This is a genomic window from Bacillus sp. 204(2023), from assembly GCF_037027505.1.
GTDB classification, from domain to species: domain Bacteria; phylum Bacillota; class Bacilli; order Bacillales; family Bacillaceae; genus Bacillus; species Bacillus subtilis.
Genome location: NZ_JAXCHE010000004.1, coordinates 56,735 through 71,887, shown reverse-complemented (window position 1 = coordinate 71,887; position 15,153 = coordinate 56,735). Strand labels below are relative to the sequence as shown.

The 15,153-nt window shown below is 46.6% G+C and carries 14 protein-coding genes; all 14 read left to right on the top strand.

Annotation, left to right across the window (positions count from 1 at the left end; all coding sequences use genetic code 11):
- The first annotated feature begins 6 nt into the window (after window positions 1–6).
- Window positions 7–1,176 (top strand): DegT/DnrJ/EryC1/StrS family aminotransferase, encoded by a 1,170-nt coding sequence (locus WA279_RS09910; protein WP_336155304.1) that lies wholly within the window; start codon window positions 7–9, stop codon window positions 1,174–1,176.
- Window positions 1,177–2,046, top strand: a complete 870-nt coding sequence (locus tag WA279_RS09905; RefSeq protein ID WP_336155302.1) for a GNAT family N-acetyltransferase — start codon at window positions 1,177–1,179, stop codon at window positions 2,044–2,046.
- Window positions 2,046–3,167 (top strand): N-acetylneuraminate synthase family protein, encoded by a 1,122-nt coding sequence (locus WA279_RS09900; protein ID WP_038828099.1) that lies wholly within the window; start codon window positions 2,046–2,048, stop codon window positions 3,165–3,167. Before WA279_RS09905 ends, WA279_RS09900 begins: the two co-directional genes overlap by 1 nt.
- A complete protein-coding gene (locus WA279_RS09895) occupies window positions 3,160–3,882 on the top strand; it encodes a glycosyltransferase family protein (protein ID WP_021480916.1) in 723 nt (240 codons plus the stop codon). Before WA279_RS09900 ends, WA279_RS09895 begins: the two co-directional genes overlap by 8 nt.
- A gap of 2 nt (window positions 3,883–3,884) precedes the next feature.
- The gene (locus WA279_RS09890; protein ID WP_336155298.1) at window positions 3,885–4,904 is read left to right on the top strand and encodes a PseG/SpsG family protein; all 1,020 of its coding nucleotides are present in this window, start codon (window positions 3,885–3,887) and stop codon (window positions 4,902–4,904) included.
- A gap of 24 nt (window positions 4,905–4,928) precedes the next feature.
- Window positions 4,929–5,669 (top strand): sugar phosphate nucleotidyltransferase, encoded by a 741-nt coding sequence (locus tag WA279_RS09885; RefSeq protein ID WP_336155296.1) that lies wholly within the window; start codon window positions 4,929–4,931, stop codon window positions 5,667–5,669.
- A complete protein-coding gene (rfbB, locus tag WA279_RS09880; RefSeq protein ID WP_336155294.1) occupies window positions 5,669–6,616 on the top strand; it encodes a dTDP-glucose 4,6-dehydratase in 948 nt (315 codons plus the stop codon). Before WA279_RS09885 ends, rfbB begins: the two co-directional genes overlap by 1 nt.
- Window positions 6,617–6,629: 13 nt before the next feature.
- A complete protein-coding gene (gene rfbD, locus WA279_RS09875) occupies window positions 6,630–7,481 on the top strand; it encodes a dTDP-4-dehydrorhamnose reductase (protein WP_015250965.1) in 852 nt (283 codons plus the stop codon).
- Window positions 7,474–7,929: a dTDP-4-dehydrorhamnose 3,5-epimerase family protein gene (locus WA279_RS09870; RefSeq protein ID WP_336155289.1), complete on the top strand. Its 456-nt coding sequence runs from the start codon at window positions 7,474–7,476 to the stop codon at window positions 7,927–7,929. The genes rfbD and WA279_RS09870 overlap by 8 nt, the downstream gene beginning before the upstream one ends.
- Before the next feature lie 324 nt (window positions 7,930–8,253).
- Window positions 8,254–8,718 carry a biofilm surface layer hydrophobin BslB gene (gene bslB / locus WA279_RS09865; protein ID WP_014478326.1) on the top strand — a complete coding sequence of 155 codons (465 nt, stop codon included), beginning with the start codon at window positions 8,254–8,256 and terminating at the stop codon, window positions 8,716–8,718.
- 177 nt (window positions 8,719–8,895) lie between these two features.
- Window positions 8,896–10,170 carry a glutamate dehydrogenase gene (rocG, locus tag WA279_RS09860; RefSeq protein WP_336155286.1) on the top strand — a complete coding sequence of 425 codons (1,275 nt, stop codon included), beginning with the start codon at window positions 8,896–8,898 and terminating at the stop codon, window positions 10,168–10,170.
- A 226-nt stretch (window positions 10,171–10,396) separates the two neighbouring features.
- Entirely contained in the window at window positions 10,397–11,944 is a 1,548-nt protein-coding gene (pruA, locus tag WA279_RS09855; protein ID WP_336155284.1) for an L-glutamate gamma-semialdehyde dehydrogenase, read from the top strand.
- A 73-nt stretch (window positions 11,945–12,017) separates the two neighbouring features.
- A complete protein-coding gene (locus WA279_RS09850; protein WP_336155282.1) occupies window positions 12,018–13,718 on the top strand; it encodes a M20 family metallopeptidase in 1,701 nt (566 codons plus the stop codon).
- Complete coding sequence (locus WA279_RS09845) at window positions 13,718–15,130, top strand: amino acid permease (protein WP_032727088.1); 1,413 nt, start codon at window positions 13,718–13,720, stop codon at window positions 15,128–15,130. Before WA279_RS09850 ends, WA279_RS09845 begins: the two co-directional genes overlap by 1 nt.
- Window positions 15,131–15,153 lie beyond the last annotated feature (23 nt).

Here is a 15,153-nt window from a genome sequence, read left to right as displayed (position 1 = left end):
AAAGAAATGGTGCAAAAGAGAAATCATTTTCTCCCTTACTCATTGCCGTTAATCGGTAAGGAAGAAATTCAGGAGGTTACAGAAACGCTTGAATCGGGATGGCTCTCTAAAGGCCCGAAGGTTCAGCAGTTTGAAAAAGAGTTTGCCGCGTTTGTCGGGGCGAAGCACGCCGTGGCGGTGAATTCATGTACCGCAGCTTTATTTTTGGCTTTGAAAGCAAAAGGGATCGGGCCCGGGGACGAGGTCATTACCTCTCCGCTTACGTTCAGCTCGACCGCCAATACGATTATTCATACGGGAGCGACGCCTGTGTTTGCGGATATTGACGAAAACACGCTCAATATTGACCCGGTAAAGCTTGAGGCGGCCGTCACAACGCGAACGAAAGCAGTTGTGCCCGTCCACTTTGGCGGGCAGTCCTGCGATATGGATGAAATATTGGCTATTGCCCAAAATCATGGTTTATTCGTGCTGGAGGATGCGGCACATGCGGTATATACGACTTATAAGCAAAGAATGATCGGTTCTATCGGGGATGCAACGGCATTCAGCTTTTACGCCACCAAAAACCTCGCGACAGGGGAAGGCGGCATGCTGACGACTGATGATGAGGAGCTTGCCGATAAGATACGGGTGCTAAGCCTTCACGGCATGAGTAAAGCCGCATGGAACCGTTATTCTTCAAATGGCAGCTGGTACTATGAAGTCGAATCGCCCGGCTATAAGATGAATATGTTTGATTTGCAGGCGGCCCTCGGACTTCATCAGCTGAAACGGCTGGATGATATGCAGAAACGGAGAGAAGAGATTGCCGGCCGTTATCAAACCGCTTTTCAGCAGATTCCTGGGCTGATCACGCCGTTTGTCCATGATGACGGCAGGCACGCCTGGCATCTATATGTTCTGCAAGTTGATGAAAAAAAGGCCGGGGTTACGCGCAGCGAAATGATTACGGCTTTAAAGGATGAATACAATATCGGCACTAGCGTTCATTTTATTCCAGTACACATTCATCCGTATTATCAAAAGCAATTTGGATATAAGGAAGCGGACTTTCCGAATGCCATGAATTATTATAAACGAACCCTTTCTCTCCCGCTCTATCCATCAATGTCTGACGACGATGTAGATGATGTCATTGAAGCTGTGCGGGATATCGTAAAAGGGGCTGATTAAGTGTATACGGTAAAAGAAAAAGTCTCCAAAGAGGCGATTGAGGAATTTCTCCAAAGCAGAAAGCTTACACTGGATGTTCCGTATCAATTTTCCCTCGGCCTTTTTGAAAACAGCAGGCTCCAAGGTGTATTGCTTTACGAAGATTCTTTGTGGGAAAGCAAGGTGCTTCAGAAGAAAGTCATGAACGTCAAACTTCTTGCAGCAAATAGTACCGGGCAGCTAAAGAGGCTGTTTGAAGCTTTTTATACTGTACGCCAAATGGATGAAACGGATTTTATCTTTGTCCGTGTTCCGGCTGAAGATATCGGAGCCGCGCATGTGATACAACAGCAGCCATCCTCTTACTTTGTCGGGAGTTTGCTGAAGCTGGCGATGCCTCCGTCTTTTTATGACAAAACACCGCCATTTTTTGAACTGGGCCCGCCTGAGCCCGGGGACACAGAAGCGATATGTGAGCTGGCCCGAGACTCGTTTACAAAAAGCAGATATTTTCAGGATCCTCATCTCAGCCGTGATGCAGCAAACAAAATATTTCAGGAGTGGACACGAAACAATCTGAATGGAAGGGCGGCGGTCAATATTGTCGCTAAACACAATGGCGAGGTCATCGGCTATCTTCAGGGCTTATCAAGAGATGATGAGTGCATTCTCGATTTGATGGCTGTAAAACCGGGATTTGAAGGAAAACGTATTGCGTTTCATTTATTGGCGAATCTCATAGAACAACCGGAGATCCAGAAGCATAGAACGGTAACAGCGGGGACGCAGCTTCACAATGTAAGGGCGATCCGCCTTTATGAACGAATGGGCTTCACCGCTGAACAATCGTATTACTATTATCATATTTGGCCGGGCAAGGAGGCGAAATAATGGCAGCGTTTCAGATCGCGAATAAAACTGTAGGCAAAGACGCTCCTGTTTTTATTATTGCTGAGGCGGGGATTAATCATGACGGGAAGCTTGATCAGGCTTTTGCGCTGATAGACGCCGCGGCGGAAGCGGGAGCGGATGCCGTGAAATTTCAAATGTTCCAAGCTGATAGGATGTACCAGAAAGATCCTGGTTTGTACAAGACGGCAGCTGGCAAGGACGTCTCTATTTTTTCTTTGGTTCAATCTATGGAAATGCCTGCTGAGTGGATTTTACCGCTATTGGATTACTGCCGCGAAAAGCAGGTGATCTTTTTAAGTACGGTATGTGACGAGGGGTCAGCTGATCTGCTTCAGTCTACCTCGCCGAGCGCTTTTAAAATCGCATCCTATGAAATTAACCATCTCCCGCTGCTCAAATATGTCGCCCGGCTGAACAGGCCGATGATTTTCTCGACAGCCGGAGCTGAAATCTCTGATGTTCACGAAGCTTGGCGCACCATCAGGGCAGAGGGAAACAATCAAATTGCCATAATGCATTGTGTGGCGAAATACCCTGCACCGCCGGAGTACAGCAACCTCAGCGTCATACCGATGCTTGCCGCCGCTTTTCCTGAGGCTGTAATCGGCTTCTCCGATCATAGCGAGCATCCGACAGAAGCGCCGTGTGCCGCGGTTCGGCTCGGAGCAAAACTGATAGAAAAGCATTTTACGATCGATAAAAATCTGCCGGGTGCCGACCACTCGTTTGCATTAAATCCGGATGAATTGAAAGAAATGGTCAATGGCATCAGGAAAACGGAAGCTGAGCTGAAACAGGGGATCACAAAGCCGGTCTCTGAAAAACTGCTTGGCAGTTCATACAAAACAACGACCGCCATCGAAGGAGAAATCAGAAACTTTGCATATAGAGGCATTTTTACAACAGCTCCGATTCAAAAAGGTGAAGCCTTTAGTGAAGACAATATCGCAGTGCTTCGGCCCGGACAAAAGCCGCAGGGGCTGCACCCGAGATTTTTTGAACTGCTGACCAGCGGTGTTCGGGCTGTAAGAGACATTCCGGCCGACACAGGCATTGTCTGGGATGACATTTTACTGAAGGACAGCCCGTTTCATGAATGATATTCTCTTTATCATTCAGGCAAGAATGGGTTCAACAAGGCTTCCGGGAAAAGTGCTTCGGCCGCTCGGATCGAGTCGTTTACTTGATATTCTCGTTCACCGCGTTCAGAAAAGCGCGTTTTACCAAAAGGATCGGGATAATCTTGTCATCGCCACGTCTGACAAAGAAACTGACGACATATTAGAGGCGCACTGTATCAAACAAGGCTTTCGTGTTTTCCGCGGGAGCGAAGAACGTGTCCTCGATAGGTTTGTGAAGGTCATAGAAGCTGTTAAACCGTCAGTCATCATCCGGTTAACGGGTGATAATCCGTTTGTCGATCCGGAGCTGCTCGATGTAATGATTAAGGCGCATTTTGATCAAGGGTCGGATTATACGTATATCCTGAATGCCCCATTAGGGATTTGCGGCGAAGTGGTCAACGCCAACCTGTTAATTGACATCAGCCGTATTCAGAATATGGAGGATCAATATCAGGAGCATGTCACGTTATATATAAGGAATCATCCAGCTCTTTATCGTGTGCAGTTTTTAGAGGCGCCGGAACGATTTCGCGCCCCTCAATATCGGCTGACCATTGATACAAAGGAAGACTATGAATCGATAAAGGCTCTCTATCAAAAAGCAGGCGAGCGCCCCGATGTATCCGCCTCAGAGCTTATCACCCTTCTGAACCGGAATCCCGATGCGGCAATCGAACGAGAGGCTGAATAGCCATGCATGTTGGGATCTTCGCAGACGGCGGCTATGAAAAGGGAATGGGCCATGTTGTCCGGATGAAGAGACTTGCGGAGGGGCTCAAACAGCGATGCTTGATTACGTTTTATACGAATCAGGATTCTGAAGCGTTTCTTCATGAAGAGCATTGGCAGGTCATCGTAAAGCCGGAGCTGCAGCAGCACGAGTTTATTCTCCGGGAAATAAAAAGCAAGAAGCTTGATTTGCTTTTGTTTGATATTCTAGGCGCGCCTGCAGAGCTGTTAAAGAAAATAAAGACCGAGACAGATGCGAAAATTGTTCTTTTTGAAGAGAAAAACGGTAAATCGATTCAATATAGTGACGCAGTCATTAACGGAATTTACGGTGACATCAGAAGCAGGGTGTACGTTCAGGGAAACACACGCATCTATGAAGGTCCGGACTATCTTATTCTTCACCCCGCCTTTCAGGCCGCAAGAGAGGATTACACACTTAAGAAAGACTGCCGCAATATCCTTGTTGCATTAGGAGGAAGTGATCCGAAGCAGCTTATTTTTAAAGTGCTGGCTGCCGCTGATCAAGTCCCCGACATAAAAGACAAAAACATAATGTTTGTGATGGGGAGCGCTTCACCGCATCAAGAGGCAGTCCGAAGGCGGATCGAAAAGAAGCCGCAGTACAAGATGATCGAACAGACAAATGATATGGCAGGTTTGATGAAACAAGCGGACGCAGCCATTGTCGCCGGCGGCATCTCTCTATATGAAGCCATTTGCATCGGCGTGCCGTGCCTTGTTCTTTCTCAGGTTGAGCATCAAACGGCTACAGCCAAAACATTTGCTGGCCAAGGCGCCGCTCTTGATCTTGGTTTGGGTGAGCTTGTACCGGATGAAACACTCATCTATCAGATGTCGCGCATTATGAGCAGCTATCCTCTTCGCCTTTCTTTGCACAAGGGAGGAAGGCCGCTCGTGGATGGCAAAGGCATCAAGCGGGTAACAGCTATTCTTCAAGATTTATATGAACAAGAGATATAAAAATGCATGTAAGGAAGTGTTAATGTGAAAGGTGTTATTTTAGCCGGAGGAGACGGCTCACGCCTTATGCCCTTAACGAAAGCCGTCAACAAGCATTTGCTTCCTGTAGGCCCGTATCCGATGATATACTGGTCGATTATGAAGCTGGAGGAAGCCGGAATAAAAGACATTTTACTCATCAGCCAAAAAGAGCATATGCCGCAATTTTATAAACTGCTTGGGAACGGAGAAGAGCTTGGCGTTACAATCACTTATCAAGTACAGCCTGCCGCCTCGGGCATTTCGGATGGGCTGTCTTATGCAAAGCGCTTTACGAAAAAAGAGTCTTTCATTTTATTATTAGGTGATAATATTTTTGAAGATTCATTAAAGCCTTATACAGAACGCTTTGAACAGCAGGGGAAAGGAGCAAAAGTGCTTCTGAAAGAAGTTGATGACCCGGAACGCTTCGGGATTGCTGAGATTGATGAGAAAAACAAGCGGATTCGTTCCATCATCGAAAAGCCCGAACAGCCACCGACCAACCTTTGTGTTACCGGCATTTATATGTATGATGCAGAGGTGTTTTCATATATTGAACAAATATCACCATCAAAGCGCGGCGAGCTGGAAATCACCGATGTGAATAATCTATACATCGAAAACAGCCAGCTTACGTATGATGTGTTATCAGGCTGGTGGGTAGATGCCGGAACTCACGAATCGCTTTATCTCGCTTCCCAGCTTGTACACCAGGATTTACGGAAAGGACAGGACGAAAAGTGATGGCAAAATCATATTTAATTACAGGCGGGGCCGGCTTCATTGGGCTCACGTTTACAAAGCTCATGCTGAGGGAAACGGATGCGCGCATTACCGTTTTAGATAAACTGACGTACGCCAGCCACCCGGAGGAAATGGAAAAATTACAGCAAAACAGCCGTTTTCGCTTTGTAAAAGGGGACATCAGCGTTCAGGAGGATATCGACCGCGCGTTTGACGAGACCTACGATGGCGTCATTCACTTCGCAGCAGAATCGCATGTGGACAGAAGCATTTCCCAAGCGGAGCCGTTTATCACCACAAATGTCATGGGGACATACCGATTGGCGGAAGCGGTCTTAAAAGGAAAAGCCAAGAAGCTGATTCATATTTCAACAGATGAGGTATACGGGGATTTAAAAGCGGATGATCCCGCGTTTACAGAAACGACGCCGCTTTCTCCTAATAACCCATACTCAGCCAGCAAAGCAAGCTCTGATTTGCTCGTGTTGTCTTATGTGAAAACCCACAAGCTTCCGGCCATCATTACACGATGCAGCAACAATTACGGCCCTTATCAGCACAGCGAAAAAATGATTCCGACGATTATCCGTCATGCGAAGCAGGGCCTGCCTGTTCCGCTGTATGGCGATGGACTCCAGATCCGAGACTGGCTGTTTGCGGAGGATCATTGCCGCGCGATCAAGCTGATTTTAGAAAAGGGGACCAACGGAGAGGTGTATAACATCGGCGGCGGAAATGAACGCACGAATAAAGAGCTGGCGAGTGTCATTTTGAAGCATCTGGGCTGTGAGGAATTGTTCGCCCACGTGGAAGACCGAAAAGGGCATGACCGGCGCTATGCGATCAATGCATCAAAGCTGAAAAACGAACTGGGCTGGCGGCAGGAAGTGACGTTTGAAGAAGGCATTGCGCGTACGATTCAGTGGTATACAGACAATGACCGATGAGAAGGTGATCTGATTGACAAAGGTATTGGTGACTGGGGCGGGAGGACAGCTTGGCTTGGAACTATGCCGCCAGCTGAAGCAAGCCGGATATGAGGTCATTGCGTTAACAAAGAAGATGATGAACATTGCTGACCAGCGCTCAGTACGGCATTCGTTTGGCCATTATCAGCCGGATATCGTGGTCAATAGCGCCGCGTTTACGTCGGTTGATCAATGCGAGAAAGAGCTTGATAAAGCGTACTTGATTAACGGAATCGGCGCTTATTATACAGCGCTTGAGTCAACCCGTATCGGAGCTCAATATGTTCATATCAGCACGGACTATGTATTCAACGGGAAAGGAACCCAGCCATATAGGGAAGACGATCCCCTCGACCCGAAAACCATTTATGGCAAAAGCAAAAGGCTCGGGGAAGAACTGATACGATTAACGACAAAAGACAGCACGATCATCAGAACATCGTGGGTGTACGGACATGGCGGCAGTAATTTTGTTGAAACCATGCTGAAGCTTGCTGAAACGAAACAAGAGCTTCGGGTTGTCAGCGATCAAATTGGTTCGCCGACTTATACAAAGGATTTAGCAGAAGCGGTCATCAAGCTGTTCAGCCATCCGCCGGGCATCTATCATGTCAGCAATTCAGGCATATGCAGCTGGTATGAGTTTGCGACGGCAATTATGGAAGAAAGCGGGCTGGAAACAGCCATTTTGCCTGTAACGACAGAGGAATACGGGAACAAAACGCCCCGTCCGGCTTACTCTGTGCTGAGCCATCGGGCCATTGAAGAAGCCGGCATCCGTCCCCGCCACTGGCGGGAAGCGTTACGGGAGTATTTGCAGGAAAGGAGCAGTGCGTGTGATTGATGGAGTCAAGGTAAAAAAATTGACGAAGCATAGCGATGACAGAGGCTTTTTTGCTGAGCTGGTCCGGGACGATGAGAATCTCCTTGAGCATTTTGGGCAGGCCTCTTGGTCGAAAAGCTATCCGGGTGTGATTAAGGCATTTCATTATCATGAGAAGCAGGATGATCTCTGGTTCTTCCCAACCGGCCACGCTCAGGTTGTCCTATACGATCTTCGAGAGGATTCAAAGACAAAAGGAGAAACGGACGTCTATTATATGGGCGAAGACAACCCGATGCTGTTATTAATCCCAAAAGGGGTGGCTCACGGATATAGAGTGCTGGGAGAGACGCCGCTGACAATTATCTATTTTACCACCATGTCGTATAACCCGGATCAGCCTGATGAAAAAAGAATTCCGTGGAATGATGAGACGATCGGTTTTAACTGGAACACTGAATTCAAATAAAAATAGGAACGTGATCAATCGAAGAGCAGAGGCATCTTCGACTTTTTTTGCCCTTTTTTAAAATAGGATAAAAGATAGAAAATGCCAGGCGGATGTTACTAGAAAAAGAGAGAGAAATCGTCCATTTGAACCTTGTATAAACAGGAAGGAATTCTCATTGAATTCCAAGTGTTAATATTCCTTAAAAAGCATTTACTTCCATGGAAAATGATGATAGATTAATTTTTAAGAAAAAGAAACTGGTAATTCGCGAATTACGAAAAAGCGCTTTTTCTGCAGAGGACGCTCTGGCCAAATATCAACAATCAAATAGGGGGAAATGTCATGTTAAAAAGAACTTCATTCGTATCTTCATTATTCATCAGTTCAGCTGTTTTACTATCAATCTTACTTCCTTCGGGCCAAGCTCATGCACAGTCTGCATCAATCGAGGCAAAAACAATTAACAGCACGAAAGAGTGGACCACTTCTGATATTGAAGTGACATATAAACCAAATGCGGTGCTTTCTCTCGGAGCGGTAGAATTTCAATTTCCTGACGGGTTTCATGCTACGACAAGAGATTCAGTGAATGGAAGAACACTGAAAGAAACACAGATTTTAAACGATGGAAAAACAGTCAGACTCCCGCTTACGCTTGATTTGTTAGGCGCATCCGAATTTGACCTCGTCATGGTGCGCAAAACCCTTCCGCGCGCAGGCACTTACACGATTAAAGGCGATGTAGTAAACGGTTTGGGAATCGGCAGTTTAAATGCTGAAACGCAGCTTGTAATTGACCCTCGTTAATAAATAGATTTTTAATCAGAGACTGAGATGTTTTCAGTCTCTTTTTTGTTGATTAAAAAAGCTGGTACGGATCTTGCATGATGATAAGGGTGAATCCAATGCAGAAAGGAATTGGTGGGCTGATTTTTTAAAGCGCTTACATTACAGCCGGTCAAAAAAACAATGAGGTGAAAAAAGATGTCAGCAAAGCAAGTCTCGAAAGATGAGGAAAAAGAAGCTCTTAACTTATTTCTGTCTACCCAAACAATCATTAAGGAAGCCCTTCGGAAGCTGGGTTATCCGGGAGATATGTATGAACTCATGAAAGAGCCGCAGAGAATGCTCACTGTCCGCATACCGGTCAAAATGGACAATGGGAGCGTCAAAGTGTTCACAGGCTACCGGTCACAGCACAATGATGCTGTCGGTCCGACAAAGGGGGGCGTTCGCTTCCATCCAGAAGTTAATGAAGAGGAAGTAAAGGCGTTATCCATTTGGATGACGCTCAAATGCGGGATTGCCAATCTTCCTTACGGCGGCGGGAAGGGCGGTATTATTTGTGATCCGCGGACAATGTCATTTGGAGAACTGGAAAGGCTGAGCAGGGGGTATGTCCGTGCCATCAGCCAGATCGTCGGTCCGACAAAGGATATTCCAGCTCCAGATGTATACACAAATTCGCAGATTATGGCATGGATGATGGATGAGTACAGCCGGCTGCGGGAATTCGATTCTCCGGGCTTTATTACAGGTAAACCGCTTGTTTTGGGAGGATCGCAAGGACGGGAAACGGCGACGGCACAGGGCGTCACGATTTGTATTGAAGAGGCGGTGAAGAAAAAAGGGATTAAGCTCCAAAACGCGCACATCATCATACAGGGCTTTGGAAACGCTGGTAGCTTCCTGGCCAAATTCATGCACGATGCGGGCGCGAAGGTGATCGGGATTTCTGATGCCAATGGCGGGCTCTACAATCCGGACGGCCTTGATATCCCTTATTTGCTCGATAAACGGGACAGCTTCGGTATGGTCACCAATTTATTTACTGACGTCATCACAAATGAGGAGCTGCTTGAAAAGGATTGTGATATTTTAGTGCCTGCTGCAATCTCCAATCAAATCACAGCCAAAAACGCACATAACATTCAGGCGTCAATTGTTGTCGAAGCAGCGAACGGCCCGACAACCATTGATGCCACTAAGATCCTGAATGAAAGAGGCGTGCTGCTTGTGCCGGATATCCTGGCGAGTGCCGGTGGCGTCACGGTTTCTTATTTTGAATGGGTGCAAAACAACCAAGGATATTATTGGTCGGAAGAAGAGGTTGCAGAAAAACTGAGAAGCGTCATGGTCAGCTCGTTCGAAACGATTTATCAGACAGCGGCAACACATAAAGTGGATATGCGCTTGGCGGCTTACATGACGGGCATCAGAAAATCGGCAGAAGCATCGCGATTCCGCGGATGGGTCTAATTTGAGAAGCCTCCGCAAAATAATTTTGCATTTGTTTTTTGCCTAAAGAGCAAAAATCGCAAAAAAAATTTGCGTTCAAGATCGGAAATAGAGAAAGGTGATCACCTGTTAGACAAATTTCTGTTCGCTTCAACAAGTTTTTTCAGTAAAAGACAAGAAAATGGCATGATTCTTGCATTTTTATTCATATGCGAAGATATATTTCATAACACGAGGGGGACTACATATGACAGTCACATACGCGCACGAACCATTTACCGATTTTACGGAAGCAAAGAATAAAACTGCATTTGGGGAGTCATTGGCCTTTGTAAACACTCAGCTCGGCAAGCATTATCCGCTTGTCATAAATGGAGAAAAAATTGAAACGGACCGCAAAATCATTTCCATTAACCCGGCAAATAAAGAAGAGATCATTGGGTACGCGTCTACAGCGGATCAAGAGCTTGCTGAAAAAGCGATGCAAGCCGCATTGCAGGCATTTGATTCCTGGAAAAAACAAAGACCGGAGCACCGCGCGAATATCCTCTTTAAGGCAGCGGCTATTTTGCGCAGAAGAAAGCATGAATTTTCAAGCTATCTTGTGAAGGAAGCGGGAAAACCGTGGAAGGAAGCAGATGCGGACACGGCTGAAGCGATAGACTTTTTAGAGTTCTATGCGCGACAAATGTTAAAGCTCAAGGAAGGGGCTCCGGTGAAGAGCCGTGCAGGCGAGTTCAATCAATATCATTATGAAGCGCTTGGCGTCGGCATCGTCATTTCTCCATTTAACTTCCCGCTCGCGATTATGGCGGGAACAGCGGCGGCAGCCATTGTGACAGGAAATACGATTCTCTTAAAACCGGCTGACGCAGCCCCGGTAGTGGCAGCAAAATTTGTCGAGGTCATGGAGGAAGCGGGTCTGCCAAACGGCGTTCTGAATTACATTCCGGGAGATGGAGCGGAGATCGGTGATTTCTTAGTTGAGCATCCGAAAACACGGTTTGTCTCATTTACAGGTTCCCGTGCAGTCGGCTGCCGGATTTATGAGCGAGCCGCCAAAGTGCAGCCGGGCCAAAAATGGCTCAAACGGGTAATTGCTGAGATGGGCGGAAAAGACACAGTGCTTGTTGACAAGGACGTTGATCTTGACCTTGCTGCATCCTCTATCGTGTACTCAGCATTTGGATATTCAGGACAGAAGTGTTCTGCGGGCTCCCGCGCGGTCATTCATCAGGATGTGTATGATGAAGTGGTGGAAAAAGCTGTGGCGCTGACCAAAACGCTGACTGTCGGCAATCCAGAAGATCCTGATACGTATATGGGTCCCGTGATTCATGAAGCATCCTACAACAAAGTGATGAAATACATTGAAATCGGCAAATCTGAAGGCAAGCTATTGGCCGGCGGAGAAGGCGATGATTCAAAAGGCTATTTTATTCAGCCGACGATCTTTGCAGATGTTGATGAAAACGCCCGCTTGATGCAGGAAGAAATTTTCGGCCCGGTTGTTGCGATTTGCAAAGCGCGTGATTTCGATCATATGCTGGAGATTGCCAATAACACGGAATACGGATTAACAGGTGCGCTTCTGACGAAAAACCGTGCGCACATTGAACGGGCGCGCGAGGATTTCCATGTCGGAAACCTATATTTTAACAGGGGATGTACCGGAGCAATTGTCGGCTATCAGCCGTTCGGCGGTTTTAATATGTCAGGAACAGACTCAAAAGCAGGCGGTCCCGATTACTTAATTCTTCATATGCAAGCCAAAACAACGTCCGAAGCTTTTTGATTTGAGAGAAATAAAATCGTGCGATTCTTTAGCGGGTCGCACGATTTCAACTTTTTGATCAGGAGGACAATTTATGCAGTATACAAAAATCAGTCACATGAATCCGGCTGAAAGAGTGGAGGCGCTGACAGCATCTCTGGTCAGCCTCAGCAGCGTGAACGGCACCGTTGGAGAAGGGACAAAAGCAGATTTCATCAAAGAAGTGATCACGAGCTATCCATATTTTCAGGAAAACCCCAGTCATGTGTGGGAACAGGCCATTCCCAATGACCCATACAATCGCAAAAATATTTTTGCATTTATTAAAGGACATGGAGAAAGCCGAAATACAGTCATTTACCATGCCCATCTGGATACAGTTGGAATTGAAGATTTCGGCCCTTTAAAGGATATCGCTTTTGATTGTGAGAAATTGGCCGAGTATTTCAGCCGCTATGAGTTCGATCAGGAGGTTCAGCGGGATGCCAAATCAGGCGAGTGGATGTTCGGAAGAGGATCTGTCGATATGCAAAGCGGCATCGCCGTGCATTTAGCCAATCTCCTGCATTTTTCGGAGAACCTTGAGACGTTGCCGGGAAATGTGTTGTTTATGGCCAATCCCGATGAGGAGAGCCAGCATTCGGGCATTCTCGCCAGCATTTCAGAGCTGAACCGGTTAAAAAAAGAAAAACAGCTTCACTATTTGGCTGCTATTAATACAGATTTTATTACCCCGCTTTACGATGGTGATCAGACAAGATATATCTATACCGGAGCCGCGGGAAAACTGCTGCCTTGCTTTTACATTTACGGGCGTGAAGTCCATGTTGGCGATACACTGGCAGGGATTGACCCAAATTTCATTTCATCTGAAATCACAAGCCGTCTCCACAATAACATCCATCTGGCAGAAAAGGTTGAAGGGGAGTTGGTTCTGCCACCATCCTGTTTGTATCAGCGTGATAACAAGGAATCCTATAATGTGCAAACGGCTGTCAGCACCAGCTTGTATTTCAATTGTTTTATTTATGAAAGAACAGCAAAAGAAATGATGGAGTTGCTTATTGAAGTCACTGAGGAAGCATGCCGAGAGACACAACGAAAATTATCAGATTATTATGAACAATATACAAAAAGAGCCAACCTGCCAAAGAAACATTTATCATGGGACATTCAAGTGTATAGCCTGGAGCAATACTTAGAAAAGCTGAGAAACCGGGGGATAGATCCCGAGCAGTGTATCGAGCAGACATTCAAAGCCAACGAGCACCTTGAACTTCGCATGAGATGCTTTCAGGCAATCGAAGAGCTTCAAAAGCTTGACCCCGATCAAGGCGCAAAAGTCATTCTATTTTACGCACCTCCTTACCTGCCGCATAACTATTTGAAAGAAGATAGCGCAAGAGATCAGCTTTTGCAGCATGTGATTAAAGAAGCGGCTGACAAAACCGCTGAATCGACAGGCGAAACATTTGTCTTCAAAAAGTTTTTCCCCTACTTGGCAGACGGCAGTTTTTTATCACTGCACGAAACCGATGGCGAAATTGATTCTTTTATCAGGAACTTTCCTGGGTGGAATATGATTGGGACCATTCCGTTCAAAGACATACGCAAGCTGAATATTCCATCCATTAATATGGGTGTGTACGGAAAAGACGGCCATAAATGGACAGAACGAGTCTATAAACCGTACACATTTCATGTATTGCCTCTCCTCATACAGCAAACCACCGTTCACCTTTTGCAGAGCTACCGGATGACCATCATGGCAAAAGAACCAAAGGGGGAAGGATGATGCAGAATCATAAAAATGAATTGCAGCGCAGCATGAAAAGCAGGCATTTGTTTATGATTGCTTTGGGAGGGGTGATTGGCACTGGGCTGTTTCTAGGCTCTGGCTTTACCATTAGCCAGGCGGGACCGCTCGGCGCCATTGCCGCGTATATCATCGGCGGATTTTTAATGTATCTCGTCATGCTTTGTTTAGGAGAATTGGCTGTTGCCATGCCGGTGGCTGGATCGTTTCAGGCCTACGCCACTAAATTTCTGGGACCGTCGACAGGCTTTATGATTGGCTGGCTGTATTGGTTCAGCTGGGCGAATACAGTGGGGTTAGAGCTGACGTCAGCAGGCATTTTGATGCAAAGGTGGCTGCCCTCCGTTCCGATCTGGATATGGTGCCTCGTGTTCGGCATCGTCATCTTTTTGATTAATGCGCTCTCTGTCAGAAGCTTTGCAGAAATGGAATTTTGGTTTTCAAGCATCAAAGTGGCGGCGATCATCTTATTTATCGTGATTGGCGGAGCCGCTGTGTTTGGCTTGATTGACTTTAAAGGCGGACAGGAGACACCCTTTTTGTCTAACTTTATGACTGACAGGGGACTTTTCCCTAATGGGGTGCTGGCCGTTATGTTTACGCTGGTCATGGTGAACTTCTCGTTCCAGGGAACGGAGCTTGTCGGCATTGCGGCAGGGGAAAGTGAAAGCCCGGAAAAAACACTGCCAAAGTCCATTCGAAATGTCATTTGGCGCACGCTGTTTTTCTTTGTGCTGGCTATGTTCGTCTTGGTTGCCATCCTTCCGTACAAAACGGCGGGGGTGATTGAAAGCCCATTTGTAGCGGTACTCGATCAAATCGGCATCCCATTTTCGGCAGATATCATGAACTTTGTCATCTTAACAGCCATTTTATCTGTTGCTAATTCGGGGTTGTATGCGGCGTCGCGTATGATGTGGTCACTTTCATCAAATCAAATGGGTCCATCCTTTCTCACCAGACTGACAAAAAAAGGCGTGCCGATGAATGCCCTGCTGATTACGCTAGGCATTTCAGGCTGTTCGCTGCTGACAAGTGTCATGGCCGCAGAAACAGTGTATTTATGGTGTATCTCAATCTCGGGCATGGTGACAGTTGTCGCGTGGATGTCCATTTGTGCGTCGCAATTTTTCTTTCGCAGACGTTTCCTTGCTGAAGGCGGAAATGTGAATGATCTGGAGTTCAGAACGCCGCTTTATCCGCTAGTCCCGATGCTCGGATTTTGTTTATATGGCTGCGTGTTGATCAGCCTTATTTTCATTCCGGATCAAAGAATCGGCTTATACTGCGGTGTGCCGATCATTATTTTCTGCTATGCATACTATCATCTAAGCATCAAAAAGCGTATAAATCATGAATCGATTGAAAAAAAGCAGACAGAGGCGCAATAGAAAAAGCTCTCCGGGAGGCCGGA

Excerpts from the sequence above, each read along its gene's own strand:
- rocG (WP_336155286.1), top strand. The coding sequence starts at position 8,896 with ATGTCAGCAAAGCAAGTCTCGAAAGATGAGGAAAAAGAAGCTCTTAAC.
- pruA (WP_336155284.1), top strand. The coding sequence starts at position 10,397 with ATGACAGTCACATACGCGCACGAACCATTTACCGATTTTACGGAAGCA.
- bslB (WP_014478326.1), top strand. The coding sequence starts at position 8,254 with ATGTTAAAAAGAACTTCATTCGTATCTTCATTATTCATCAGTTCAGCT.
- WA279_RS09900 (WP_038828099.1), top strand. The coding sequence starts at position 2,046 with ATGGCAGCGTTTCAGATCGCGAATAAAACTGTAGGCAAAGACGCTCCT.
- WA279_RS09890 (WP_336155298.1), top strand. The coding sequence starts at position 3,885 with ATGCATGTTGGGATCTTCGCAGACGGCGGCTATGAAAAGGGAATGGGC.
- WA279_RS09850 (WP_336155282.1), top strand. The coding sequence starts at position 12,018 with ATGCAGTATACAAAAATCAGTCACATGAATCCGGCTGAAAGAGTGGAG.
- WA279_RS09910 (WP_336155304.1), top strand. The coding sequence starts at position 7 with ATGGTGCAAAAGAGAAATCATTTTCTCCCTTACTCATTGCCGTTAATC.
- rfbB (WP_336155294.1), top strand. The coding sequence starts at position 5,669 with ATGGCAAAATCATATTTAATTACAGGCGGGGCCGGCTTCATTGGGCTC.
- WA279_RS09845 (WP_032727088.1), top strand. The coding sequence starts at position 13,718 with ATGCAGAATCATAAAAATGAATTGCAGCGCAGCATGAAAAGCAGGCAT.
- WA279_RS09895 (WP_021480916.1), top strand. The coding sequence starts at position 3,160 with ATGAATGATATTCTCTTTATCATTCAGGCAAGAATGGGTTCAACAAGG.